The organism is Micromonospora sp. NPDC023888 (genome assembly GCF_040639415.1).
Classification (GTDB): domain Bacteria; phylum Actinomycetota; class Actinomycetes; order Mycobacteriales; family Micromonosporaceae; genus Micromonospora.
Window position 1 is genome coordinate 60,467 of the sequence record NZ_JBEZZW010000018.1, and the last position, 23,754, is coordinate 84,220.

The window sequence follows — 23,754 nt, forward strand, 5'->3', positions numbered from 1 at the left end:
CTTCCCCAAAACGGGGCCGCTGGCTACCCGAGCCCGGTGTGGGTAAACCCGTGGTCAGGCGCGCAGGGTACGCAGGATGCGGGCCAGTTCGGCCCGGTCGGTGTCGTTGAGGTGGCCGAAGAAGCGGTCGGCCTCGGCCCGGCGGGCGGTCCGGATGGCGGCGCCGACGCGCCTGCCCTCCTCGGTCAGCGCGACAAGGGTGGCCCGCCGGTCGGCCGGGTCGGGTCGGCGTTCGACGAGCCCACGGGTCTGCAGGTCGTCGACGACCTCGGTTGCCGAACGGGCCGCGATGCGCAGGTGCTCGGCGAGCGTGCCGGGGCGTACCTCACCGTGGCGGCCGAGCACACCGAGGGCTCGGGACTGGCTGGGGGTGATCTCCCAGGGGGCCAACGACTCCTGGGTCTGCCGACGCAGACGGGACGCCACGGCCCAGAACGTCTCGGCCAGGCTGTCGTCGTCGCCAGTCCCGGTGGTGTCCGCGGTCACCGGAATACCGTAGCAGCCAATGCGGTTGTTCCCTCATGTTGAGGTAACCTCAGCATATTCGAACGAGAGGTAGTGCCCCTTGGAACCCACCCCGATGGGCCGCGACCGCGGCCACCGTGCCCTCAGTGCCGAAGAGAAGACCCAGGCCCGCCAGGTGTCGCTACGTCGCATCGGCCGCCTGTTCACCCCCCACCGGCCCGCGCTGGCCGTGGTCACCGTGATCATCGTGCTCTCCTCGATCATCGCGATGGCGACTCCCTTCCTCCTGCGTACCGTGATCGACCGCGCCCTGCCGCAGCGCGACGTGACCCTGCTGGTCTGGCTGGTCCTCGGCATGGTCGCCGTCGCGGCCGTGACCTCCGCCCTCGGCGTCGTGCAGACCTGGATCTCGACCCAGGTCGGGCAGCGGGTCATGCACCGGCTGCGCACCGACGTCTTCAGCCACCTCCAGCGCCAGTCGCTGGGCTTCTTCACCCGCACCCGCACCGGCGAGGTGCAGTCCCGGATCACCAACGACATCGGGGGCATGCAGTCGGTGGTCACCTCCACCGCCACCGCCGTCGCCGCCAACCTCACAACAGTGGTCGCCACCGCTGTCGCGATGGTCGCGCTCTCCTGGCAGCTCTCCCTCGTCTCGCTCGTGGTGCTGCCGCCGGCGATCTGGCTGACCCGCCGGGTCGCCCGGATGCGCCGCGAGATCACCGCCCAGCGGCAACGCGAACTCGCCGACCTCAACGTCACAGTCGAGGAGGGCCTGTCGATAAGCGGTGTGCAGCTCGCCAAGACCCTCGGCACCGGCCCCGCGCTGATCGACCGGTTCGCCGCCTCCTCCGAACGACTCGTCGACCTGGAACTGCGCAGTGAGCTGGCCGGTCGCTGGCGGATGGCCTCGATGAGCATCATCTTCGCCGCCGTACCGGCGGTCATCTACCTCGCGGCCGGGCTACCGGGCACCGCCGGCACCCTGAGCATCGGCACCCTCGTCGCGTTCACCGCCCTGCAGGGCGGTCTGTTCCGGCCGCTGATGGGCCTGCTCAACGTGGGCGTGTCGCTGACCGCGTCGCTGGCGCTCTTCGCCCGGATCTTCGAATACCTCGACCTGCCTGTCGACGTGGCCGACCCCGCCGAGCCGGTCCACCTCGACCCCACCCGGGTACGCGGACACCTGCGCCTGGAGGACGTCACCTTCGGCTACCCGGGCAGCGACACCGCCGCCCTCGCCGGGATCACCCTGGACGTGCCCGCCGGCACCAGCCTCGCCCTGGTCGGCGAGACCGGCTCCGGCAAGAGCACCCTCGCCGGACTGGTCAGCCGGCTGCACGACCCGACCGGCGGTCGGGTCACCATCGACGGCGTCGACCTGCGCGACCTGCGTCTGGCCGACCTGGCCGCGATCGTCGGCGTGGTCAGCCAGGAGACGTACCTGCTGCACACCACCGTCCGGGAGAACCTGCGCTACGCCCGGCCGGGAGCCACCGACACCGAGATCGAGGACGCCGCCCGCGCCGCCCAGATCCACGACCTCATCGCCGGGCTTCCCGACGGGTACGACACCATGGTCGGCTCCCGCGGCCACCGGTTCTCCGGCGGTGAGAAGCAACGGCTCGCCATCGCCCGTACGCTGCTGCGCGACCCCCGCATCCTGGTCCTCGACGAGGCCACCAGCGCGCTGGACACCGAGACCGAGCGGGCCGTGCAGCGGGCGTTCGACGTGCTCGCCGAGGGGCGTACCACGATCACCATCGCCCACCGGCTGTCCACAGTGCGCGACGCCGACCAGATCGCGGTGCTCGACCACGGGCGGATCGTCGAGGCCGGCACCCACGACAGCCTGCTCGACCGCAACGGGCGCTACGCCACCCTGGCCGCCTGAGCCGGCTCCGGCCCTGGGCGAAAGCGGCATATAGCATGATTGGGGCGTGAACGCCCAAAAGGATCCTCCGCCGCTGACCCGTCAGCCGGGCCGGTTGGTGGCCTTCAGCGATGGAGTCTTCGCCATCGCCGTGACGCTGCTCGTGCTGGAGATCCAACCGCCACCGGACTTCGGGCACCTCCTACGAGGCCTCGGGGCGCTCTGGTCGTCGTACCTGGCCTACGCGCTGAGCTTCCTGCTCATCGGGCAGGTGTGGGTCAACCATCACGTCATGTTCGACTACGTCCGACACGTCGACCGGGGAATCCTGTTCCTCAACACACTGCTGCTGATGGTCATCGCGTTCCTCCCGTTCTCCACGTCGCTCCTCGCCGGCGCGCTCCGCGCGGAGCAGGGACTGCGGACCGCGGTCCTCGTCTACGGCAGCACACTGTGGACCGCCGCGGCCCTGTTCAACATCATCTGGTGGTATCTGCGCCGCGCCACACTGCTGGCCCCCACCCTCGGCGCCGTCGGCGTCCGGGCCATCGGCCGCCGATTCGCGCTCGCGCTGATCTGGATCGGCTCCGGCATCCTCGTCGGCGCGTTCGTGCCGATCGCGGGCGTCGCCATCATCGCCGGCTTCCTACCCGCCTACTACCTACCCATCCGGGGCGAGTACGGCGAGAGCGCCGCGGCGGCGAGATGACAGGCTCAGCACGTGGACACCGTTCTGACGCAGTTGCCCGCCCTGCTCGGCGTGCTGGTCGGCACCATCGGCACGATGGTCGCCACGGCGGTGACGGAGCGGGGCCGATGGCGACGTAACCAGACGGTCCGCTGGGACGAGCGGCGGTTGGACGCGTACGCCCGGCCGGGGTGTCCCCGATGACCTCGGAACGACCACAATCATGCCGTGCGGCGTCGAGTGTGGAACTGGGGTTTGCTGGCCGTCGTCGCCTCAGTGGCGGCGGGCGGGACCGCCTGGGTCTGGCTGCGCTACGACTTCGAAAAGGTCAACTGGGCCTGGGGCGTCATCGCCGGGTTCATCGCCGTCTACGTCGTCCTGGACCAGGTGTTCACCAGCCGGCCGGCGGTGTCCGCCACGGTCGTCAACGACCGGCGGGTGGCCGCGGACCAGCTCGCCGACCTGATCCGCCGCGACCGCACCGATGAGACATTGCTGCGCGCCGTCGATGAGCCGTACCCGCTGCCGGTGCGCTGGTCCAACGGTCCACGCCGGCTCCTGCCCTCCTGGCGGGCCATCAGCCGCTCCAGCGACGGCGTCCCGTTCGACCTCTCCGGCCACGACGGCACCCTGTGGAGCCGATACCGGCGCATCCCGTCGGGGCGCCTGCTCCTGCTCGGACCGCCCGGATCCGGCAAATCCATCACCACGCTGCGAATGGCCCGGGAACTCCCCGCGTCACGCGAGCCCGACGTACCCGTGCCGGTGCCGATTCCCATCGCGTCGTGGGACCCGGACCGCGAGAGCTTTCCGGACTGGCTTGCGGACCGGATCGCCCGGATGTACCCGCAGCTTGCCGCCGACCACCCCCGCCGGGAGGCGGTGCTGCGAGACCTCGTCGAGGCAGATTTGTTGGTGCCCGTCCTCGACGGCCTCGACGAGATGCCAGAGCAGCGGCTCATCGCCTGCCTGGAACAGCTGAACGAGCTGGCTACCCAGCGGTTCGTGCTCACCTGCCGCACGTCGGTTTACGAGCGCTACCTCGTCAAGGGTGAGAAGCTGCGCGGCGCCGCCGTGGTGGTGCTCGAACCGTTGAGATCTGCCGAGGTGGCCGACTACCTGGTTGACGCCGCTCCGTACCACCAGGTCGGCAACTGGTCGGATGTCGCCGCCACCATCGGCCACGACCCGGTGCTGACCGGCGCGCTGTCCACGCCGTTGATGGTGGCGATGGCCCGTACCGCCTTCGACCAGCCTGGCACCGATCCGCGTGAACTCGTCCCGCTGGCCCGGGAACAGGGCAGCCAGTCGGTCGAGGACAACCTGCTGACCCGGGCCGTGGACGCCGCCCTGCGTTCCGGCCGAGGTCGTCGAGGATCGGGTCGGTGGGAGCCGGACGAGTCCCGCCGCTACCTCGACTTCCTCGCTGCCCACCTGCAAGCACTTGACCAGCGCGAGTTCCGCTGGTGGCAACTGTCCGCCGCGCTGCCCGGCCCGTTCTGGGCAATCATCGACGGTCTGCGTGCCGCGCTGGCGGTCTGGGTGGCCCTCACGTACGCCCATGACGCCCTCGCCGAGACTGCCGCGCTGGTTGGCGACCCAGGTGTTAGTGACCTGCTGCTCTGGCTCGCCCGCCACCCGGACGGCTTGGCCGTCGCCGCCTTCCTGGCCGGTGGGTGTGGGGCTGCGTTGCGTGGTGGCACAGCGCGGGAGACGCCTCGACGGGTGGTGTTTGTCGGTGGCTGGCGAGCCTTCGCGGAAGGCCTGATCGGGGGCCTGTTCGTCGGCGGTATGGGTGCCTTCCTGGTTCTGGCGCTGCTCCTGTTGCTCCCGTCCATCGACCTGGCCGGATGGCTGGACCGGGTGCCGGGTCTGCCGCCGTGGCCCGACGAGGAACGCGCTGCGGCCCTGACCGGCGTGCTCTTCTGGGGGTATCTCGCCGCAAGGGCCGGGCTGCGGTTCGATGTCGCTGCTCCGGCCGCCGAGTTGAGCGCGACCAGCGCCGACGAGACCGTCAACAGCGACCGTGCGGCGAGCGTGGCGTCGGCTCTGCTGTCCGTCGGCAGCGGGGTCGTCCGAGTACTGGTCGTCGTGACGACCCTGGCGCTGACCGGCCTGCTGCCAGCGATCCCGTCGCTGTCGTCCCTGGCGTACGCCGGAATGGGTCTGGGGTTGGGCTGGTGGCTGTACCGGCGTGGCGGCGCCGCGTGGATCCGCTTCATGGTGGCCCGGGCGGTGCTCGCCGTGCGGGAGCGACTGCCCTTCTCGCTGCTGGGGTTTCTTGCCTACACGGAATCCGTCGGCCTGCTGCGCCACAGCGCTGGGGCATACCGCTTCCGGCATGGCCGCCTCCAGAACCGCTTGGCCGCCCGCGCGGTGGCCGGCCGGCCGGGCAGCCGACTACGGGAGAGATTTGGCATCGAGATCGCCCGCGCTGGGTACTGGACCGAGGCGCTCGGCGCCTTCGCCGATGTCGCTCGAACCCGCGCGACGAACATCGGCCCCGCTGACACTCTGACCGTGGCGGCGTTGCGTAAGGCGCTGCTGGTCGGAGCTGCCGCCGGGCACTGGACTCGGCTCGCGGACCTGGTGGCGCTTATGCCGGCACCCTTCACGCCTGGTGCCGGAACACCGGCGTCGCCGCAGCGTCAACGGGTTGCGCGCCTGATCGCCGCTGACGCGCCGCTGGGCGAGGTGCGGGCCGCCGCCGAGGAGTTGCGTCGCCAGGAGGATGACGACGCGGATTGCGCAACCGACGAGTTCCTCGCCGCTCTGCGCTACGCCGAGGGCGACACCGCTGGGGCGCGGGCGCTGCTTAGTCAGCTCCTGACGGCCGGTGCTGCCAACGACGGCGGGTCTTCGGTCGACGACGGCTCGCGCCCAGCGGGCGACGGAGGCGGTGGCCTCGGGCGTTCCGCGCCGATCGCGGCCGGGTTGCTGACCCGCCTGCTCTTCGAGGACGGCGACGTGGCCTCCGCCGTCGCGGTCTGCCACCGCGAGTTGCTGCGGGCGGACCGGATCACTGAACGGGACGACCTGCTGCTGGTGCAGACGTGGGGCTGGTCGGTCGAGGTGCTGGGCAGGATCACCGACGAGCGCGACGAACTGTTGAACCGAGTCCACGCCGCCCTGGCCGAACAACGCGGCCGGCGGCCCGCGCTGACCCGCCGGGAGCTGGCGGAGATCGGACTCCAGCTCTGCCACTTGACGGTAGGTCATCCGACGCTGGGGCCAGTCGCGGTGGCGGTCACAAGAGATCTGGTCGGCATCCTCGCCGACCCGGAGATCGTGGTACGAACCGTCCGTCGTGGCGCGCCGATGTGGCATACCGGCTAGGAATAATCGGCGTAGCCATGTCTCTGAGACGGACGGAGGGATGCTTGGACGCTCACGCGTGACAGCACGTACTACCTGCGTCGAGGTGGCGGTCCTCGTTCCCCGCTGACGGGCCCTAGGATCTCTGGAATGCAGGAGGGCCGGTGGACGACGATCACGCCGTCGCAGTTCGCGCACGAGCGGGAGATTGACCTCCGCCGCGACGCCCTTCTGGCGACCATCGGGATCCTCGTGGTCCGGTTCACGCATCGGCGGCTCACTGCAGATCCGGCCCAGGTCCGCCGGGAAACGCTCGCCATCCTCGCCGCACGCTCCCGTTTCCCATGATCAGTTGATGAAAAGTAGGTCTCAGAGGCGCTCCAGACCTACTTTTCATCACTTGATCATGAATGACGGCGGGCGGGGCGGGGCGGGGGAGCGGGGGCGTTAGGTGGGGGTGGGGCGTTGGTGGGGTGGGGTTGGTGGGGTGGGGTTGGTGGGGTGCTTACCGGGTCAGTCGGGTGCTCGGCGTGGTGGTGGAGGAGTTCGGTGATCCATCTCGCGGCTTCCCGCTGGGTGCTGAGCAGGTGGTCGCGGGCGTCGGCGATGTCCTGGTCGTCCGCGTGGGCGCTCAGGATCGTCGTCCACTGGCGGCTCAGTTCCTCGGCGTAGCGGGCCCTGCGTACCTGCTCGTCGAACTGGTATTCCAGCTCCAGCATCCGGTCGACGTGCGGCTGGAGCGCCGGCATGATCCGCTCGTCGAGGCGGACGGTCGCGTCGGGGCGGCAGGTGATGACGAGGTCACCCCGCTGGTAGGTCCACTCTGGTTCGTCAGCCAGCGCCTGCTGCAACGCCACCTCCAGGTCACCGGCCCGGTGCGGCGGCAGGTCCCGGGCGGCGTCGGCGGCGAGCCGGGTCAGTCGCTGCACGGCGGTGGGCTGGAAGTACCGCACGTACCAGCTCAGCACCTCGGAGCGGAGGCTCACCGGCGACGACCAGGCGAACGTGGCGCGGATGTGGAACGAGTACACGTAGCCTCGCGCGGGCACCGCGATCAGTCGGGGCGCGTCGCGTTGTTCGACGAGCGGGCCGGACGGCGACGGGTCGGCCGCGGAGCCGACGGGTGCCTCGTCCTGGAGGGCGGCGACCAGCCGATCCCAGTTCCGCGCCCACCACCGCCACCCGCGGACACTCACGTCGCGGGCGATGGTCAGCCCGCGGATGCCCCGGTGTCGCCACTGGTCCGCGGGTCTCGGCCTCCCATCGGGGGCGTCCGTCATGGCACCCCTCCATGGTCACGGATCCGCAACCCACGCTAACAACCGGTGACCGGTACGCCCGCCGCCACGCCGGTGCGGGACGACCCATCCGACACCGCGTCGTCGCCTGCTGATGGTCGGTGTGTCGTGTGCCGGTCAGTCGAGGACGACATCCTGCCCGGGTGCGCACACTGCCGACCGTCGTCGCGTACCGGCTGCTCGGGGGAGCCGGTGCCACGCTGCTGGCGTCCGCAGGTCTGGCCGCCGGCGCGTTGCCGGTCGGGGCGCACGCCGCCTGGTGGAGCGCGTTGCGGCAGCTCGCCGGGCCGGGGCTGCTCTGCGGGTACGCCGGCCTGACCCTGCTCGTCGCCGCCTGGTGGTGGGCGGGCCGGGACCTGCGTGCCGCGCCGTCCGTCGAGCGCGTCGCGCCGTCAGCCCGACCTGCGGCGGTCCGGCGCTCCGCTGCGCTGACCCTGGCGTGTTGGGCGGGGCCGTTGCTGGTGGCGCCGCCGCTGTTCAGCCGGGACGCGTACAGCTACCTGGCGCAGGGCGCGATGGTGCTCGCCGACATCGACGTGTACCGGCACGGTGTTGCCCAGTTGGGCGGCGCGTTGGCCGGCGAGGTGCCGCAGATGTGGCAGCAGACGCCCGCGCCGTACGGGCCGGTGTTCCTGGCGGTGGCGGCGGTGGTCAGTGGCCTGACCGGCGGCAAACTGGTGCTGGGTGTGCTCGGGCTGCGACTGGTGGCGGTGGCCGGAGTGGCGCTGCTGGTGGCGTACCTGCCGCGGCTGGCCCGGCACTGCGGCGTCGACCCGAACGCCGCGCTCTGGTTGGGCGTGCTGAACCCTCTCGTACCGCTGCACCTCATCGCCGGCGCGCACAACGAGGCGGTGATGGTGGGGCTGCTGGTGGCCGGGCTCAGCCTCGCCTTCGAGCACCGCTACGGCGCGGCCACCGTGCTGGTGACGTTGGCCGCCCTGGTCAAGGTGCCGGCGGTGATCGGGTTGCTGGTGGTCGTCTCGCTCGCCGCGCGCCACCGCGGGCTGCCGGCCTCGGTGGCCCGCACCGCCGGGTTCGCGGCGGGCACCGCCGCCGTGGTGACCTGGGCGACCGGCATCGGGTACGGGTGGATCGGCGCGCTCGGCACTCCGATGTACCGGCACAGTTGGTCGATCTCCAGCGGCCTGGGTCGGCTGGCGTCGCGCGCGTCCGGGCGCTTCGGTCTGCACCTGGGCGACACCCCGATGCGGTTCTGCCTGGGTCTGGGCGTGGCTGCCGCACTGGCCGTCGCGGTCGTCGCCTGGTGGCGTCGGCGGCGGCTCGGCCCGGCGTACGCGCTGGGGCTGGTGCTGGTGGCCGTGGCGCTGCTCGGCCCGGCGACCCGGCCGTGGTACGCGTTGTGGGGTCTGGTGCTGATCGCGGCGGCGGCACCACCCGGGCGGTGCCGGGCGGCGGCGGCGCTGGGCGCGGTGATCCTCGCGTTCGTGGCGCTGCCCAGCGGCTTCGGGCCGGACGCGGCGCAGGCGGCGCTGGCGGCGGCCGGGGTGCTTGTCGGAGCGCTCGCGGTCGGCGCGTTGCGCCTACTGGTGCCGCCCGTTGCCGTCGAGGTGGCCCGATGAACACGACCGGGCGGCGGGTCGTGACGGTGGTCGGGCTGGTCACCGCGCTCGCGGTGGCGATCGCGGTGTTGCCCGGGCACCGGGGCTGGTTCGACGTCGGGGTGTACCACGGGGCGGTCGGGCACTGGGTACGCGGCGGCGACCTGTACGAGTGGACGACGCCGAACGGGTACGGCTTCACCTATCCGCCGTTCGCCGCCGCCAGCATGCTGCCGATGGCCGCGCTGGCCTGGTACCCGACGATCGTGGCGAACCTGCTGCTCACCGCGTTGGCCGTGGTGTTCCTGCTGCACCTGCTCGTGGACCCGTTGGCCCGCCGGCACGGGTGGAGCCGTTGGTACGCCCTCGCGCTGGCCTGCTGTCTGCTGGCCGGGCTCAATCCGGTGCGGGACACCATCAGCTTCGGGCAGGTCAACCTGCTGCTGGTGGCCCTGGTCTACGTCGACCTGTGGTTGTTGGAGCGGGGCAGCCGGCTGGCCGGTGTCGGGTCCGGGTTGGCCGCCGCGGTCAAGCTCACTCCGGCGGTCTTCATCGGGTACCTGCTGGTCACCGGGCGCTGGCGGGCGGCGGCCACGGCCATCGGCACCACCGTCGCCGCCACCGTGGTGGTGGCGGCACTCGCGCCGGATGCCACCCGCACGTTCTTCACCGAGGCGATGTGGGACACCGACCGGGTCGGCCGGTTGGCGTACGTGTCGAACCAGTCGCTGCTCGGTGTCGTCGCCCGGCTCGACCCGGTGCACCCGGACCGTCGGCTGTGGCTGATGCTTGTCGTCGCCGTGGTGCTGCTGTGGGCGACGCGGGTACGCCGAGCCATGCGGGCCGGCGACGAACGGTCCGGTTTCGCGCTGACCGGCGTCGCCGCGTGTCTGGTCAGCCCGGTCACCTGGGTGCACCACCTGGTGTGGCTGCTGCCGGGGTTGGTGGTGCTGGCCGCGTCGACGCTGCCGTGGCCGCCGGTCGACGCGGCGGCCCGCCGGCGGGCGCGTGTCGGCATCGCCGGGTACGCCGTGCTCTGCAGCGGGCTGGTCTGGGTCTTCGCCAACGGGTCGGCCGGGCTGCTGGGCTTCGTGGGGGCCAACGCGTACGTGTGGGTGAGCGTCGGGATGCTCGCGCTGCTCCCGGCCGGTCGCGCCGACGCGGGGGAGGGTCACCGGGGGTTCACCGAGCATTGTGGTGCGGTTGGGGCGACGAGGGCTGTCGTCGTCGACCGGCAACGGTGAGACTGGGTCCGATCCGACAGTGACGCGGATCGATGACCCGGATGGTCTGGAGGCAGCCTGTGTCCACCCTCGTGTCCCCGTTGGCCACGCTCGGCGCGATCCGCCGGCGTACCACCACTCTCGCCCTGCTCCTCACCATGGTCGCCGCCGCGCTGGTCGGCCCGTCCGTGGTGGCTCCGCGGCTGAGCGACTCCGCCTCGGCGGCGGTCTACAGCTCCTGCACCGTCAGCCGCTGCGCGGACGCCCGCACCGCCCGCTCCGGGTGGGCCGCCAAGGGGTTCCCGACCAGCCGCGCCTGGTATTCGTGGAGCGGCGGCCTGTCCAACTTTGCCGGCGGTCGTTTCTACAACTACGAGGGTCAACTGCCGACGAACGCCACCTACTACGAGTACGACGTCTACCCGCGCACCCAGGGCGCCGCCCGGGACGCGTACCGGATCGTGGTGAACCGCAGCACCGGGGTCACCTGGTTCTCGCCCAACCACTACACCGACTTCTACCGGCTCTGACCGACCCGGGGCCGGCCGGCTGCGGCCGGTCGGCCCCCGGCATCGTCGCCCGACGAGACCAGGAGGCACGTGATCTTCGACGAGGACGATGGGCGGGTGCCCGATTGGCTGATCGTCTGCCGCGACGCCGCCCCGAAGGTGCCCGACGCGACGGTGGCGCCCGACGTGGCGGTGTTGTCCGGCGCGGCGAGCCGGACCCGGCCCGCGCTGTTCGCCGCGTTGACCGAGGTGCTGGCCTTGCCGGCGTACCTGGGGAACACCTGGGACGGCCTCTCCGACGTGCTCCGGGACCGGCTGGACGCCGGCCCTCTCACCCTGCTGATCAACGACGCCGGCCAGTTGCTCGCCGACGAACCGGCCGGTCAGTACGCCCTGCTGCTCGCCGTGCTCGGCGCCCTCGCCACCAGCGCCGCGCACCCTCTCCGCGTCGTTCTGCACGGGGCTTCGTCTGCTGATCGTTAGCCGGTCCGGGCGTGCTCGGCTTCCGCCGATTCGCGCGTCTCGGCTTCCACCGCGGCGCCGGCGCGGGTGGAGGGATGTCCCACGCTGGGTGAGGGCAGCCGGAGGCGCATGCGCGGATGAGCGTGATGACTGTGAGGCATCAAGATGACTGTGAGGCATCACGCTCATGGCGACACTGCCTCTGACCGCGCTGCACTATGCCCGACCGCGCTGTGCCCGACCGCACTATGCCCGACCGCGCTGCAGAGCAAAGGCTGCGGAGGAGATGGGGTGGGTGGGGTTGGGCGAGGTTGGTGGTGGCCGGCGGCGCGGGTCGTGTCACCCGCGCCGCCGGCCGTTCGGGTCAGTGGGTCGCGGGCGGGATGCTCTGCTCGTACTGGAAGACGTTGTGCGGGTCGTACTTTGCCTTGATCTTGCGCAGCCGCGGGACGTTGCGACCCCAGTAGGCCTCCTCCCACTCCGCCATGCCGATGTTCGGCACGTTGACGTAGGCGCCGTCCACGTAGGGCCGCAGCGCCAGGCTGAACTCGGCGATCCAGGCCTGGGCGATCGGGGTGATGGCGTCGTCGCTGTCCGGCTCGCCGCGAGTGCCCCAGCCCGCGCCGGGCTCGGAGTAGAAGAGCGAGTCGCGGTGCGGGAACGCCGCCCCACCGAAGGGCTCCTGCCGTTGGGCTCCCCGGCCGAATGCCTGGGCGAAGAAGTTGCTGTCCGGCGACGGAGCCTTCTCCATGAATTGGCGGACGATGCTGATCGCCTCTGCCGGGAAGGGCTCCCTGGTGAACTGTGAGTAGAACTTCCACTTCCCCGGATCTTCGTCGCTCGGGACCTGGAATCCGGCGTACGTCTCGCTCCAGCCGCCGATCTGCACGGTGACCTCGGGGGTGCCGATCGAGAGGAGCGGCTCCAGCAGCTTCCTCGCCTCGGCCTCCGACCCCTCGGCGAGCACCGCGAACAGCAGGATCTCGTCCCGGTGGACCTCGACCTGGGTGCCGAGACGAGGGTCGCTGAACGGGCCGGTGTGCTGCCAGGTGTCGAAGATGTCGTGCAGATTGTCGAGGCCCGGCCAGGTCGCCTGCAGGTAGGCGACGCTCTCCAGCGGAGCCACCTGGTAGGTCAGGGACGTGACGATCCCGAAGTTGCCGTTTCCGGCGCCGCGCAGCGCCCAGAGCAGGTCCGCGTGGTTCCACGGGTCCACCTTGAGCACCTTGGCGCCGTCGGCCCCCGCCGCGACGACGATCTCCACGCCGATCAGGTTGTCGCAGGCCATGCCGATGTAGCGGGTGAGGAAACCGAGACCGCCCCCGAGCGTCGCACCGGACAGGCCGACGGTCCCCTCGCCGCCGGTCGTCGCCGCGAGGTCGTACTCCCCGAGTGCGGCGACCGCCTCGGACTGGGTGAGCCCCGCGCCGAGCTTCGCCACCCGAGTGGTGGGGTTGATGTCCACGTCCTTCAGCTCACTGACGTCGATCACGATGCCGTTGTCGACGTTCGACCAGCCTTCCAGGCTGTGCCGGCCGCTGCGCACCCGCAACGCGACGTCGTGCTGCCGGGCCCAGGTGAGGGCGTTGACGACGTCCTGGGTCTCCTGGGCGAAGACGATCACCAGCGGGTAGCGCACGAACAGTTCGTCCCAGCCGAGGCTCGCCTGCGGGTAGTCGGGGCTCTGGGGGCGGACGATCCGGCCGGTCAACGTGGCGGGCGGGAACTTGTCACCGAAGGACGGGCCGTCCGCCGCCAACGCCGAACTGCCGGCCATCATGCCTGGGAGGGCGACCGCTCCGGCGCCGGCGGCCGTCGCCTTGAGCAGATCGCGACGAGAAAGGTCGCGCATGGTCCGAGTCCTCTCGATCGGGGGTACGTCAGAACTTCGATCGAGAGGACTTTTGCCTCCCAACTGACGCAAAACCACCGTAATGCCGCAGATAGCGGCAAAGATCCGAGAACTTGTCACGGAACCCGGTCGGGTGATGAGGCGGCAGGTCAGTTGGGGTGCGCGGGCTGGTCCAGGATGGCGCTGAACCGCTCCTCGGCGAGGTCGAGCTGGCCGAAGATGTGCCGCTTCACCACCGCCGTCAACGGTGTGTCCGGCCGGCCGATCAGGTCCCGGAAGAGCGGCACCAGCGGCCGGTACTTCCGGGCCGACGAGACGACCTTCGGCCCGACCGTGTGGATCACTCCGACTCCGTTGTCGGTGAAGTCCGACACCTTGATCACCCGGGCCCAGGGCTCACGGTCCAGGCTGACCGCCAGGTGCTCCCGGTACTGCGTGTTGCGGTCTCGCTCGGGGTCGTACACCGGGTTGGTGACGGCGGCGACGAGCGTCGCGACGCGCGTCCCGAACCGCGCGGCGAGCGCGGCCAGCGCGGCAGCGGTCGGGTCGGCGCCGACGTCGCCGTCGGCCAGCTCGACCGGATGGTCCTCGACCGCGTCGTGCAGCAGACCGGCGACGATCACGTCCACGTCGCGAACCTGGTAGTGGTGCATCAACCGGATCGCCACCCGCAGCAGGTGGTTGAGGTACGGCTCGCGGACGCGCCGGTCGTCGCGGTGCAACGCGGCGGCGAGGTCGAGCGCGGCGGTCAACCGCTCGCGGGCGGCGTCGTCGAACTGCTGGACCTCCAACCGGAAGCGCTCCAGCAGGCCCGGTTCGCCGTGGATCTCGGTGATCGCGTGCATCGGCATGCTGCCCAGGTGCGGCGGGAAGTCCATGCGTCACTTATAGCCGATCTTCACCACATCGATGAGCCCTTACGTCGCCGACCCGACCGCGAACCCGACGCGGGTCTCGCCGTCAGAGCGGCAGCCGGTCGGCCCCGGCGAGCGGATCCACCAGGAGGGGGACCAGCGGCGCCGGTAGGACGGGACCGCGGCGCAGGGTGGGCGTCCAGCCCGCGTCGGCGGCCAGGTCGGGATCGTGGCTCGCGTTGTACGCGGCCAGGAGGTCGACCGGTCGGGCGGGGACGCCGCCCTGGCGCACCCAGGAGCCCCGCTCGGTCAACGCGGTGCCACCCCAGTCGTAGAGCAGGTCGGCCGGGTCGACCGTCGGGTCCAGTGTGAAGAAGTTGTTCTCCGCGTGGATCGCCGACTGGACCCCGACGCCGAGCGCGTACTGGAAGCCGTCCCCGCCGAGCCGGTAGTGGTTGTTGTGGACGTCGACCTGACCGAAGCGCACCCGGGGCAGCCGTTGCAGGACGCCGTCGAAGAGGTTGTGGTGCAGTGTGACCTTCAGCCGGCCCACGTCCGGGCCGACGGTGTTGGACGAGCCGATCAACATCAGCTTGTCCCGCCCCGTGAAGCGGTTCCAGGACGCGGTGACCAGGCTGGCCGTGTGGGTGACGTCCAACGACCCGTCGTGCACCTGGTAGGGCCGCCCGAAGTAGACCGGCTGGGCGCTGTCCGGGTTGTCACCGTCGGTGAAGCTGTTGTGGTCGACCCAGACGTGCTCGCTGCGGCGGACCGAGATCTGGTCGTACTGGCTGTTCCAGTTGCCGGCCTCGCCGTCGGTCGGGGACCAGGCCGGGAAGCAGTCCCGGGCGTCGGCGAAGGTCAGGTTCCGGACGATGACGTTCGGCGCCCGGTCGATCATGAGGGTGAACCCGGTCAGCCGGGCACCGGGTAGGCCGACGACAGTGGTGTTGGGACCGACGTTGATCTGGGTCTGCCGGGTCTGGTTGGTCACCGAACGCACCCGGGCCTCCTCCACCGGCCCAGCCGGTGCCACCCGACCCCACACCGCCGGGTCGTACGCGGCCAGGTAGGCGTCCAGCCGGTACCCCGGGTCGGCCAGGTCGGCGCAGCTCAGCGTCGTACCGTCGGGCCCCTCGAAGCCGTCGATGGCGCCGTCGACGTAGATGAGCTTCGGCGTGGCATCGGTGGCGTTGCTGGCGTTGTCGCCGCCCAGCGCGGCGACCAGCTCGGCCCGGCTGCGTACCACCCGGGTCCGGTCGGGGGTGGCCGCCGAGCCGCCGGTGGTGCCGGCACCCTCGGCCGCCCAGCCGTCGCGCTCGGGCAGGGCCTGCCGGCCGAGGTGACGGGCCAGCCAGGAGAGCCCCTCGGTGGACCGGACGTCGGGGCGGGCCGCGGCGGCCGGTGCGGCGCCGAGTAGGAGGGCGACCACTGTGGCGCCGCCGAGGATTCTGCGCATCGACTCGCTCCATTCGTTGGTGGTGGAGGTTCGTCCCAGGTGGTGTCCGCCGTTATCCGGCCAACTCGGCGCGGTACGCGGCGGATGCCCACGGCACCGCCAGTTCGCTCGGGAGCGCCAGCCGCTCGGCCGCCCGGCGCAACACGTCGACAACGCCCCGCAGGTGGCGGACCCGTTCCCCACCCTCCCCGACGACTGTCACCAGGTCGCCGTCGAGCAGCCGGGGCTCGGGGGCGGCCCGCAACGCGTCCAGCAGGGCGGTGAACGGCGCGGTACGGGCCAGCGGGGCGATCAGCGGCACCCCCGACGGGTCGACCCGGTGCGCGAGCAGGTTCTCCAGCAACCCCTGCCGCCCCGGGATCCGGCGGGTCACCACGTCCCCGGGCAGCCGCAGCCGGTCCGTCGGGTACTCCAGCACCGCCTGTCCCGCCGTACCGGTCACCACCACCTCGCCCGCCACGAACTCCTCAGCGGCCAGGGTCACCGCCACCAGCACGGGCGGGCCGGCGCGCAACAGGATCCGCAGCACTGCGGTGTCCTCCACCTCCATCGGCCGGACCCGGTAGCGCTCCACCTCGATCGTCACCGGCCAGGGCGTCGCCCCACCGAGTGCCTCGGCGACAGCCAGGCACTGCATCACCGCGTGCGCCAGTGGGTTGACAAGCGCGCCGTCCAGCACCGGCCGGCCGTCCAGGCTCCGTCGGCCCGCCCAGGGGGAGCGGGCGTAGTAGGCGTCCGGCCGTTGCCAGGCGGCGACCGTGGAGATGCCGGTGACCGTGCCCAGCCGGCCCGCGGCCAGCGCGTCGGTGAGCGCGGTGAGCGCCGCCGAGCCGAGCGCCTGGAAGCCGACCTGCGCCACCCGGCCGGCGGCGGCGAGCGCCCAGGTCAACTCCTCGTGCTCGGCGAGCGACAACACCGGCGGCTTCTCCAGCAGCAGGTCCGCCCCGGTGGCCAGGGCGTCCCGGGCGATCGCCAGGTGGGTGTGCGGCGGGGTGCAGATCACCACCACCTCCGGCCGGGTGGCGGCGAGCATCGCCCGGTGGTCGGTGAACACCTCGACCCCGGGCGGCACCGGCGCCGCCGGATCGTCCTCCACCGGCCGGACGTCGACCAGAGCGACCAGCCGTAACCGGCCGGTGGCGTGCAGCGGCGCGAGCACCCGCCGGTGCCAGCGGCCGTGCCCGTTGGCACCGATCACCGCCACCCGGGGCGGCGTCGCTGTCGCCCGGCCGCTCACCGCGCACCGACCGGCCACGTCACCGGGCACCGGCCAGGGTGGCCTCGACACCGTGGCGTCCCAGCGCGGTCAACCAGGCGATCACCTCGGCGCGGACCTCGTCGTCGGCGGCCACCTCCGCCGGGATGACCTCGCGGAGCGCGAAGACGGCGTCCACCGCGCCGGCCGGGGTCCGCGCGCCGGCGTCCAGGGCGGCCCGGATCGGCCCGGCGAGGGGATCCTGCAACGGCAACGGTCGGCCGTCGTCGGCGTACCCCAGCGCGAAGCGCAACCAGGCTGCCACGACCAACGCCCCCCAGCGCGCGGACCGGCCGCTCGCCCGCAGGTCGACGATCGTGTGCAGGACGCGTTGCGGCAGCTTCTGCGAGCCGTCCAGCGCGACCTGGAGGGTGCGGTGGTGGATCGCCGGGTTGCTGAACCGGGCGAGGGCCTGCTCGCCGTAGTCGACCACCCGGACGCCGTCCGGTGGGGTGAAGCTGGCCGCCACATCCTCGGCGATCAGCCGGCGCAGCACGTCCGCCAGGTGCGGGATCTCCAGCGCGTCGGCGATGGTCTCCCGCCCGGCCAGCGCGCCCAGGTACGCCACGGCCGAGTGCACGCCGTTGAGAGCGCGCAGCTTCAACCGCTCCCACGGGCCGGCGTCGTCGGTGAGCACCGCCCCGGCGTGCTCCCAGCCCGGCCGGCCGCCGGGGAAGTCGTCCTCGATCACCCACTGCGCGTACGGCTCGGCGGCGACCGCGGCCAGGTCGGTCACGCCGAGCACCCGACGGGCCGCCTCGATCGTCGCCGGGGTGCTGGCCGGCACGATCCGGTCCACCATGGTGCCCGGACAGGTGACGTTGCCGGCCACCCACTCGACCAGCCCGGCGGGCACCCCGGCGGCACGGCCGACCGTCTGGTCGAGCATCCCGCGCAGCCGTCGGCCGTTGGCCGGCAGGTTGTCGCAGCTCACCAGGGCCACCGGCCCGGCGTCCGCGGCGGCTCGGGCGGCCAGCCCGCGCAGCAGCAGCCCCGGCACCGTGGTCGGGGGTCCGCCGCCGGCCAGGTCGGCCGCGAGCGCCGCGTCCGGGGAAAGGTCGCCGGTCACCGGGTCGAGTTGGTACGCCTTCTCGGTGACGGTCAGGGTCACCACGCGGACCGCCGGGTCGGCGAGCAGCGCCACCACGGCGTCCGGGTCGCTGGGTGCGTGCCGGACGCCGCTCAGGGCGCCCACCACCCGGGTGGTGCTGGCGGCGGCGGAGAGGGCGCTGACGCTGAACAGGTTGTCCTGGGCGGCGAGCGCCTCGACCACCGCGCTGCTGCGCGGAGCGACGCCCACGATGCCCCAGTCGCCGCCGGCCGCGCCGATCGCCGCCTCGGTGAAGACGGCCTGGTGCGCCCGGTGGAACGCGCCCAACCCCAGGTGGACGATGCCGGTCGGCACGGTGCCCGGCCGGATCAGCGGGCGGGCCTCGGCGGGCAGTCGGCGCAGCATGCCCAGGCCGAGCCGGGAGGCCCCGACGGTCACCGCCATGCCGGACCGTCCGGGAAGCGGAACTCGGCGATCGACGCCGGCTTCATGGTGGCGCTGTAACCGGGCCGTTCGGGCAGCAGATAGCGGCCGTCGCGGGTGCGGACCGGGTCGACGAAGTGCTCGTGCAGGTGGTCGACGTACTCGATCATCCGCCCCTCCAGGCCGGTGCCCACCCGCAGGTAGTCGAAGATCGCCAGGTGCTGGACGTACTCGCAGAGGCCGACGCCACCGGCGTGTGGGCAGACCGGCACCCCGAACTTCGCCGCCAGCAGCAACTCGGCGAGGACCTCGTTGACGCCGCCGACCCGGCACGCGTCGATCTGCATCACCCCGATCGCCTCGGCCTGGAGCAACTGCTTGAAGATCACCCGGTTGGCGGCCACCTCACCGGTGGCGACCCGGCACCGCCCGCCGGTCAGCTCGTCGACCGCCCGGGCGATCCGGGCGTGCCCGAGGATGTCGTCGGCGTGCGTCGGCTCCTCGATCCAGTACGGATCCACCTCGGCAAGCGTGGCCATCGCGGTGATCGCCTCGTCCACGTCCCAGACCTGGTTGGCGTCCATCATCAGCAGCGCGTCCGGGCCGATCTCCTCCCGGATGATCCCGGCCCGACGCCTGTCGTCGGCGAGCGGGCCGCCGACCTTCATCTTCATCGCCCGCCAACCGTCGGCGTACGCCTGCCGGGTCAGCGCCCGGACCTTGTCGTCGGGGTAGCCGAGCCAGCCGACCGAGGTGGTGTACGACGGGAAACCGTCCCGTTCGAGGGTGTCCAACCGGCCGGTCAGCCCGTCGCGCCCCTTGTCGAGGATGGTGGCTGCCTCGTCCGGGGTGAGCGCGTCGGTGATGTGCCGGAAGTCGACGCTTGCCACGAGGTCGTCGGTGGGCAGCTCGGCGAGGAAGCGCCACATGGGCTTGCCGGCGAGGGTGGCCCGCAGGTCCCAGACCGCGTTGACGAGCGCCCCGGTCGCCATGTGGATGACGCCCTTCTCGGGGCCCAGCCAGCGCAGCTGCACGTCGGCGCTCAGTGAACGCCAGAACGTCACCGGCTCGGCGGTGATCTCCTCGATCGTGCGCCCCCGCACGTGGTGGGCGAGCGCCCGGACCGCCGCGCAGGTGATCTCGTTGCCCCGGCCGTTGGTGAAGGTGAACCCCGCGCCGCTCGGCCCGGCGTCGGTGCCCAACTCCACGTACGTCGCCGAGTAGTCGCCGCGGTTGACCGCGTCGGAGCCGTCGCCCCGGGCGGCGGTCGGGAACCGCACGTCGTGCACCTCGACGGAGGTGATGGTGACGGTCACCGGTCCACCCTTCCGAAGTTGAAGACCCGCCTGGGCAGCCGGTACGCCAGGTCGACGATGGTCTCGGCGGCCTCGTCCATCGGCAGCCGGTGCTCGGCGACCAGTCGGGCCAGGAAGCCGGCGTCCACCCGGCGGGCCACGTCGTGGCGTACCGGGATGGAACAGAACGCCCGGGTGTCGTCGACGAACCCGGTGGTGTTGTAGAAGCCGGCGGTCTCGGTGACCGCCTCCCGGAACCGGCGCAGCACCTCGGGGGAGTCCAGGAACCACCAGGGCGCGCCGAGCAGCAGGGCGGCGTACCCGCCCGCGAGGGGCGCCAGCTCGCGGGTGAAGGTGTCCTCGTCGAGGGTGTAGAGCACCAGCCGTAGCCGCGGGTCGTTGCCGTAGCGCGCCAGCAGCGGGGCGAGGGCGTGCACGTACTCGGTGGCCTGCGGGATGTCGCCGCCGACGTCGCGGCCGTGCCGGGCGTGCAGCCAGCGGTTGTGGTTGCGGACCGCGCCGGGGTGCAGTTGCATGACCAGGCCGTCGTCGAGGGACATCCGGGCGAACTCCATGAGCATGTGCGCCCGGAACGCCTCCGCGTCGGCGGCGTCGGCCTCGCCGCGCCGGCCCCGGTCGTAGAGCCGCTCGGCCTCGGCCGGGGTCAGGTCCAGGGTGCGCGCGGTGGGGTGGCCGTGGTCGGAGGAGGTCGCGCCGGCGGCGATGAACGCGGCCCGCCGGGCCCGCAGGGCGGCCAGGTAGCCGGCGTACGTGCCGGTGTCCTCGCCGGCCAGCTCGCCGAGCCGTGCCACGTTCGTCGACCAGCCGTCGAACTCCATGTCCACCACGTCGTCCGGGCGGAACGTGGTGACCACCCGGCCGCCCGGGCCGCCCCAGCCGTCGGCGGCGAGCTTGGCGTGCTGGCTCAGGTCGTCGAGTGGCGACTCGGTGGTGGCGAGGACCTCGATGTTGAACCGTTCGAACAGTGCTCGGGGCCGGAAGTCCGGTTCGGCGAGCCGGGCCGCGATCTCGTCGTACAGGGTGTCGGCGGTGGCCGGGCCGAGTGGGGTGTGCACCCCGAACACGGTGCGGAAGGTCTGTTCCAGCCAGAGGCGCGACGGGGTGCCCCGGAACAGGTGCCAGCGCGCGGCGAAGCGTCGCCAGATCACCCGGCCGTCGGTCTCCACCGGACTGCCGTCGCGGGTGGGCACCCCCAGGTCCGCCGGGGGGACGCCCTGGCTGAGCAGCATCCGGGTCAGGTAGTGGTCGGGCACGATGAGCAGCCGCGCCGGGTCCGGGAAGGGCTGGTCCTCGGCGAGCAGGGCCGGGTCGACGTGGCCGTGCGGGGAGATGATGGGTTGCTCCGCCGCGAGGGCGTACAGCTCCCGGGCCAGCGCGCGCTGGCCCGGTTCGGGCGGCAGGAGCAGGTCGGTGTGGTCGAACGTCGGCACGGGGATGGGCTCCTCGTCTCCTGGTCAGCGGGGGGTGAGCAGGTCGGCGACCCGGACCGGTTGACCGGTCTCGAAGGACCGGTTGGCGGCCAGGCCGGTGAGCAGGGCCAGTGCGCCGTCGTCGGCGGTCGCGGCGCGGCCCATCGGGTCGGGTTGACCGCCGAGGAGCACCGCGGTCATCCGGGCGTCGGCGCCACCGTGGCCGTGCCGGGTGCGACCCTCGACGGGGATCTGCCGGGGTGGTGCCCAGAACGGGCGCAGGGTGAGGGTCGCGCCACCGCCCTCGGCCGGCGCGTCGGTGCCGTGCAGGGCGGCGCCCTTGACCGCGCCGGCGGTGCCCCGGTCGACGAAGTCGTTCTCGGTGACCTCCAGCTCCAGCCGACCCCGACTGCCGTTGACCATCACCCGGTAGCCCTCCCAGGGCGCGTAGGCGGTGAGGTGGTACGTCATCGTGGCACCTGTGGAGTAGCGGGCGAGCACCGCCATGTCGTCCTCGATGGTGACGCCGGGGGCGAAGACGTTGCGGTCGCGCTGGTAGCCGTCCTCGGTCTCGGCGTCGAGGTACAGCTCGCGTAGTCGGGGGTGGGCGTCCAGCCGCAGCGCGAACGGGTCGTCGGCGGCGGCGGGGGAGCCGTGTGCCCGGTCGTAGTCGCGGGCGTAGCCGTGCCGCCGGCCACGGTCGCCGTAGAAGAAGAGGCGGCCGGCCGCGTACACCTGCACCGGGGTGGCCGCCAGCCACCAGTTGACCAGGTCGAAGTGGTGGCTGGCCTTGTGCACCATCAGCCCGCCGGAGGTGGCCTTGTCGCGGTGCCAGCGGCGGAAGTAGTCCGCGCCGTGTCGGACGTCGAGCAGCCACTCGAAGTGCACCGAGCCGATCTCGCCGACCGCGCCGTCGGCGAGCAGTCGGCGGACCTGTTCGTGCAGGGGGTTGTAGCGGTAGTTGAACGCGACGGTCACCCGACCACCGGTCTCGGTGACCGCGTCCAGGATGCGCCGGCAGCGCGGCGCGTCCACGGTCATCGGCTTCTCGGTGATCACGTCACGGCCGGCGCGCAGCGCGGCCACCACGTACTCGTCGTGGGTGACGTCCACGCTGGTGACCAGGACGACGTCGACGTGCTCTTTGTCCAGCATGGCCGCGAAGTCACCGGCCGGGTAGGTCGGCACCGGACGGTGGCCCAGCTCGGCCAGCCAGCGGTTGTGCGTGTCCATCCGGGCCTGGTTGACGTCGGCGAAGGCGACCAGCTCGGCGGTGTCGGCGTGGTCGAGCACCAGGGCCCGGACGAACATCTCCGCCCGCGCGCCGGTGCCCACGACGGCGTACCGGACCCGGCCGCCGGCTCTCGGTGACATGCGGTCGCCTCCCGGTGATCCTGCAAAGGTTTGCAATGAAGTAATCACGATCAATGCGATCGCGTCAACGACAGTGATGCAAACGGCGGTAATTATCCAGTTTTGGGCGGCGGTAGGTCACCCAGGGGAGTGCGGACGCAACGAAGCCGCAACCATTGACCGTTGACACTGGCGCAACCGTTTGCATTAATGGGCCACACCCACGTGACCGTCGCCACATCGGACGAAGGGCCAGCCGTGCCAGTCACCATCCGGGACGTCGCCCGGGCGTCCGGTGTGCACATCTCCACCGTGTCCCGCACCTTCTCCGCCCCGCACCTGGTCAACCCGGACACCCGGATCCGGGTGCTGGCCTGCGCGGAGGACCTGGGCTATCGGCCGAACCGGGCCGCGCGGGCCCTGATCACCGGGCGTACGCACAACATCGGCCTGATCATCGCGGACATCGCGAACCCGTTCTTCCCACCGCTGATCAAGGCGGCGGAGAGTCAGGCCCGACACCGCGACTACCACGTCTTCGTGGCCGACACCAACGAGGACCCGGCCACCGAGGAGGAGCTGGTCCACGCGCTGGCCAAGCAGGTGGACGGCGTGCTGCTGTGCAGCCCGCGGATGAGCAACAGCCTGATCGAGCAGCTCAGCCGCGAGGTGCCGCTGGTGGTGGTGAACCGCCAGGTGACCGGCCTGCCCTGCGTGCTGATGGACGTCGGACAGGGTGCCCGCTCGGCGATCGAGCACCTGGTCGGCCTCGGCCACCGCGGCATCGCGTTGCTCGGCGGCCCGCGCAGCTCGTGGACCAACCGGGAGATGCGCCGCGCCGCCGGCACGGCCGCCCGGGCCGGTGGCGCGGAGCTGACAGTGCTCGGCCCCAACGCGCCCACCGAGACCGGCGGCGCCGCCGTCGCCGAGCAGGTGCGACGCAGCGGCGTGTCGGCAGTGCTCGCCTACAACGACCTGATGGCGATCGGCCTGATGGAAGGGCTGGACGCGCTCGGGGTGCGGGTGCCGCAGGAGGTGAGCGTCGTCGGCGTCGACGACATCACCCTGAGCCGGCTCACCCGCCCCAAACTGACGACGGTGGCCACACCCACCGGGGCCGCCGGCCGGACGGCCGTCGACATGCTGCTGCAACAGGACATCGAGTCACCGCGCGGTGCGCGGGGACCCGGTGCCGGCACGGCGCTCGGCGTCCGTCGTACCACAGCACAGGTAATGCTCCAGACCGACCTGGTCATCCGCGACTCGACCGGACCGGGCCCGCACGCCCGACCGGCACGTTCCCTGGCCGCACCGCATGGCCCGGACCCGCATTGCCCTGCGGGCCCGGGCATCCCGACCGCGGCCACCGGTGACGCCGTCGCCTCCTAAT

Annotated in this window: 20 protein-coding genes; 10 read left to right on the forward strand and 10 right to left on the reverse strand. The window is 72.0% G+C overall.

The features are described from left to right. Positions 1-54 precede the first annotated feature (54 nt). Entirely contained in the window at positions 55-486 is a 432-nt protein-coding gene (locus tag AB0F61_RS18095; protein WP_357810724.1) for a MarR family transcriptional regulator, read from the reverse strand. A 94-nt stretch (positions 487-580) separates the two neighbouring features. On the opposite strand from AB0F61_RS18095, the gene AB0F61_RS18100 reads away from it, so the two are divergent. The 5 genes from AB0F61_RS18100 (at position 581) to AB0F61_RS18120 (ending at position 6,689) form a co-directional block, all read left to right on the forward strand. Next, the gene (locus AB0F61_RS18100) at positions 581-2,359 is read left to right on the forward strand and encodes an ABC transporter ATP-binding protein (protein ID WP_357810926.1); all 1,779 of its coding nucleotides are present in this window, start codon (positions 581-583) and stop codon (positions 2,357-2,359) included. A gap of 46 nt (positions 2,360-2,405) precedes the next feature. Then, positions 2,406-3,047, forward strand: a complete 642-nt coding sequence (locus AB0F61_RS18105) for a TMEM175 family protein (protein WP_357810727.1) — start codon at positions 2,406-2,408, stop codon at positions 3,045-3,047. Between the two features lie 12 nt (positions 3,048-3,059). Continuing rightward, positions 3,060-3,230 carry a hypothetical protein gene (locus AB0F61_RS18110; RefSeq protein WP_357810730.1) on the forward strand — a complete coding sequence of 57 codons (171 nt, stop codon included), beginning with the start codon at positions 3,060-3,062 and terminating at the stop codon, positions 3,228-3,230. 24 nt (positions 3,231-3,254) lie between these two features. Continuing rightward, positions 3,255-6,362, forward strand: coding sequence for an NACHT domain-containing protein (locus tag AB0F61_RS18115; protein WP_357810732.1), 3,108 nt, complete (start codon positions 3,255-3,257; stop codon positions 6,360-6,362). Positions 6,363-6,491: 129 nt separating this feature from the next. Continuing rightward, positions 6,492-6,689 carry a DUF559 domain-containing protein gene (locus AB0F61_RS18120; RefSeq protein WP_357810735.1) on the forward strand — a complete coding sequence of 66 codons (198 nt, stop codon included), beginning with the start codon at positions 6,492-6,494 and terminating at the stop codon, positions 6,687-6,689. Between the two features lie 56 nt (positions 6,690-6,745). On the opposite strand, the gene AB0F61_RS18125 is transcribed toward AB0F61_RS18120, so the two are convergent. Beyond that, positions 6,746-7,621 carry a hypothetical protein gene (locus AB0F61_RS18125; protein ID WP_357810738.1) on the reverse strand — a complete coding sequence of 292 codons (876 nt, stop codon included), beginning with the start codon at positions 7,619-7,621 and terminating at the stop codon, positions 6,746-6,748. 161 nt (positions 7,622-7,782) lie between these two features. On the opposite strand from AB0F61_RS18125, the gene mptB reads away from it, so the two are divergent. From mptB to AB0F61_RS18145, 4 genes are all read left to right on the forward strand, one after another. Next, positions 7,783-9,219, forward strand: coding sequence for a polyprenol phosphomannose-dependent alpha 1,6 mannosyltransferase MptB (mptB, locus tag AB0F61_RS18130; protein WP_357810741.1), 1,437 nt, complete (start codon positions 7,783-7,785; stop codon positions 9,217-9,219). Continuing rightward, positions 9,216-10,442: a glycosyltransferase 87 family protein gene (locus AB0F61_RS18135; protein ID WP_357810743.1), complete on the forward strand. Its 1,227-nt coding sequence runs from the start codon at positions 9,216-9,218 to the stop codon at positions 10,440-10,442. The genes mptB and AB0F61_RS18135 overlap by 4 nt, the downstream gene beginning before the upstream one ends. A 59-nt stretch (positions 10,443-10,501) precedes the next feature. Further along, a complete protein-coding gene (locus AB0F61_RS18140) occupies positions 10,502-10,951 on the forward strand; it encodes a ribonuclease domain-containing protein (protein WP_357810746.1) in 450 nt (149 codons plus the stop codon). A 69-nt stretch (positions 10,952-11,020) separates the two neighbouring features. Further along, positions 11,021-11,413, forward strand: coding sequence for a barstar family protein (locus AB0F61_RS18145; RefSeq protein WP_357810749.1), 393 nt, complete (start codon positions 11,021-11,023; stop codon positions 11,411-11,413). 343 nt (positions 11,414-11,756) lie between these two features. Here the strand turns inward: AB0F61_RS18145 and AB0F61_RS18150 are convergent, their stop codons facing one another. The 8 genes from AB0F61_RS18150 to AB0F61_RS18185 form a co-directional block, all read right to left on the reverse strand. After that, complete coding sequence (locus AB0F61_RS18150) at positions 11,757-13,244, reverse strand: FAD-binding oxidoreductase (RefSeq protein ID WP_357810751.1); 1,488 nt, start codon at positions 13,242-13,244, stop codon at positions 11,757-11,759. A gap of 149 nt (positions 13,245-13,393) precedes the next feature. Then, on the reverse strand, positions 13,394-14,122 hold the full coding sequence (locus AB0F61_RS18155) for an HD domain-containing protein (RefSeq protein WP_357810754.1): 729 nt from the start codon (positions 14,120-14,122) through the stop codon (positions 13,394-13,396). Between the two features lie 82 nt (positions 14,123-14,204). Next, a complete protein-coding gene (locus AB0F61_RS18160; protein WP_357810756.1) occupies positions 14,205-15,557 on the reverse strand; it encodes a pectate lyase in 1,353 nt (450 codons plus the stop codon). A gap of 52 nt (positions 15,558-15,609) precedes the next feature. Then, positions 15,610-16,761, reverse strand: a complete 1,152-nt coding sequence (locus tag AB0F61_RS18165) for a Gfo/Idh/MocA family oxidoreductase (protein ID WP_357810929.1) — start codon at positions 16,759-16,761, stop codon at positions 15,610-15,612. Positions 16,762-16,813: 52 nt separating this feature from the next. Continuing rightward, positions 16,814-18,307, reverse strand: coding sequence for a mannitol dehydrogenase family protein (locus AB0F61_RS18170; RefSeq protein WP_357810759.1), 1,494 nt, complete (start codon positions 18,305-18,307; stop codon positions 16,814-16,816). Further along, positions 18,298-19,602, reverse strand: a complete 1,305-nt coding sequence (locus AB0F61_RS18175) for an enolase C-terminal domain-like protein (protein WP_357810762.1) — start codon at positions 19,600-19,602, stop codon at positions 18,298-18,300. The genes AB0F61_RS18170 and AB0F61_RS18175 overlap by 10 nt, the downstream gene beginning before the upstream one ends. Further along, positions 19,599-21,032 carry a glucuronate isomerase gene (uxaC, locus tag AB0F61_RS18180; protein WP_357810765.1) on the reverse strand — a complete coding sequence of 478 codons (1,434 nt, stop codon included), beginning with the start codon at positions 21,030-21,032 and terminating at the stop codon, positions 19,599-19,601. The genes AB0F61_RS18175 and uxaC overlap by 4 nt, the downstream gene beginning before the upstream one ends. Before the next feature lie 24 nt (positions 21,033-21,056). Beyond that, positions 21,057-22,385, reverse strand: coding sequence for a Gfo/Idh/MocA family oxidoreductase (locus AB0F61_RS18185; protein ID WP_357810768.1), 1,329 nt, complete (start codon positions 22,383-22,385; stop codon positions 21,057-21,059). 237 nt (positions 22,386-22,622) lie between these two features. Here AB0F61_RS18185 and AB0F61_RS18190 point away from each other — a divergent pair, with 237 nt between their 5' ends. Further along, positions 22,623-23,753, forward strand: coding sequence for a LacI family DNA-binding transcriptional regulator (locus tag AB0F61_RS18190; RefSeq protein ID WP_357810771.1), 1,131 nt, complete (start codon positions 22,623-22,625; stop codon positions 23,751-23,753). Position 23,754: the final 1 nt, after the last annotated feature.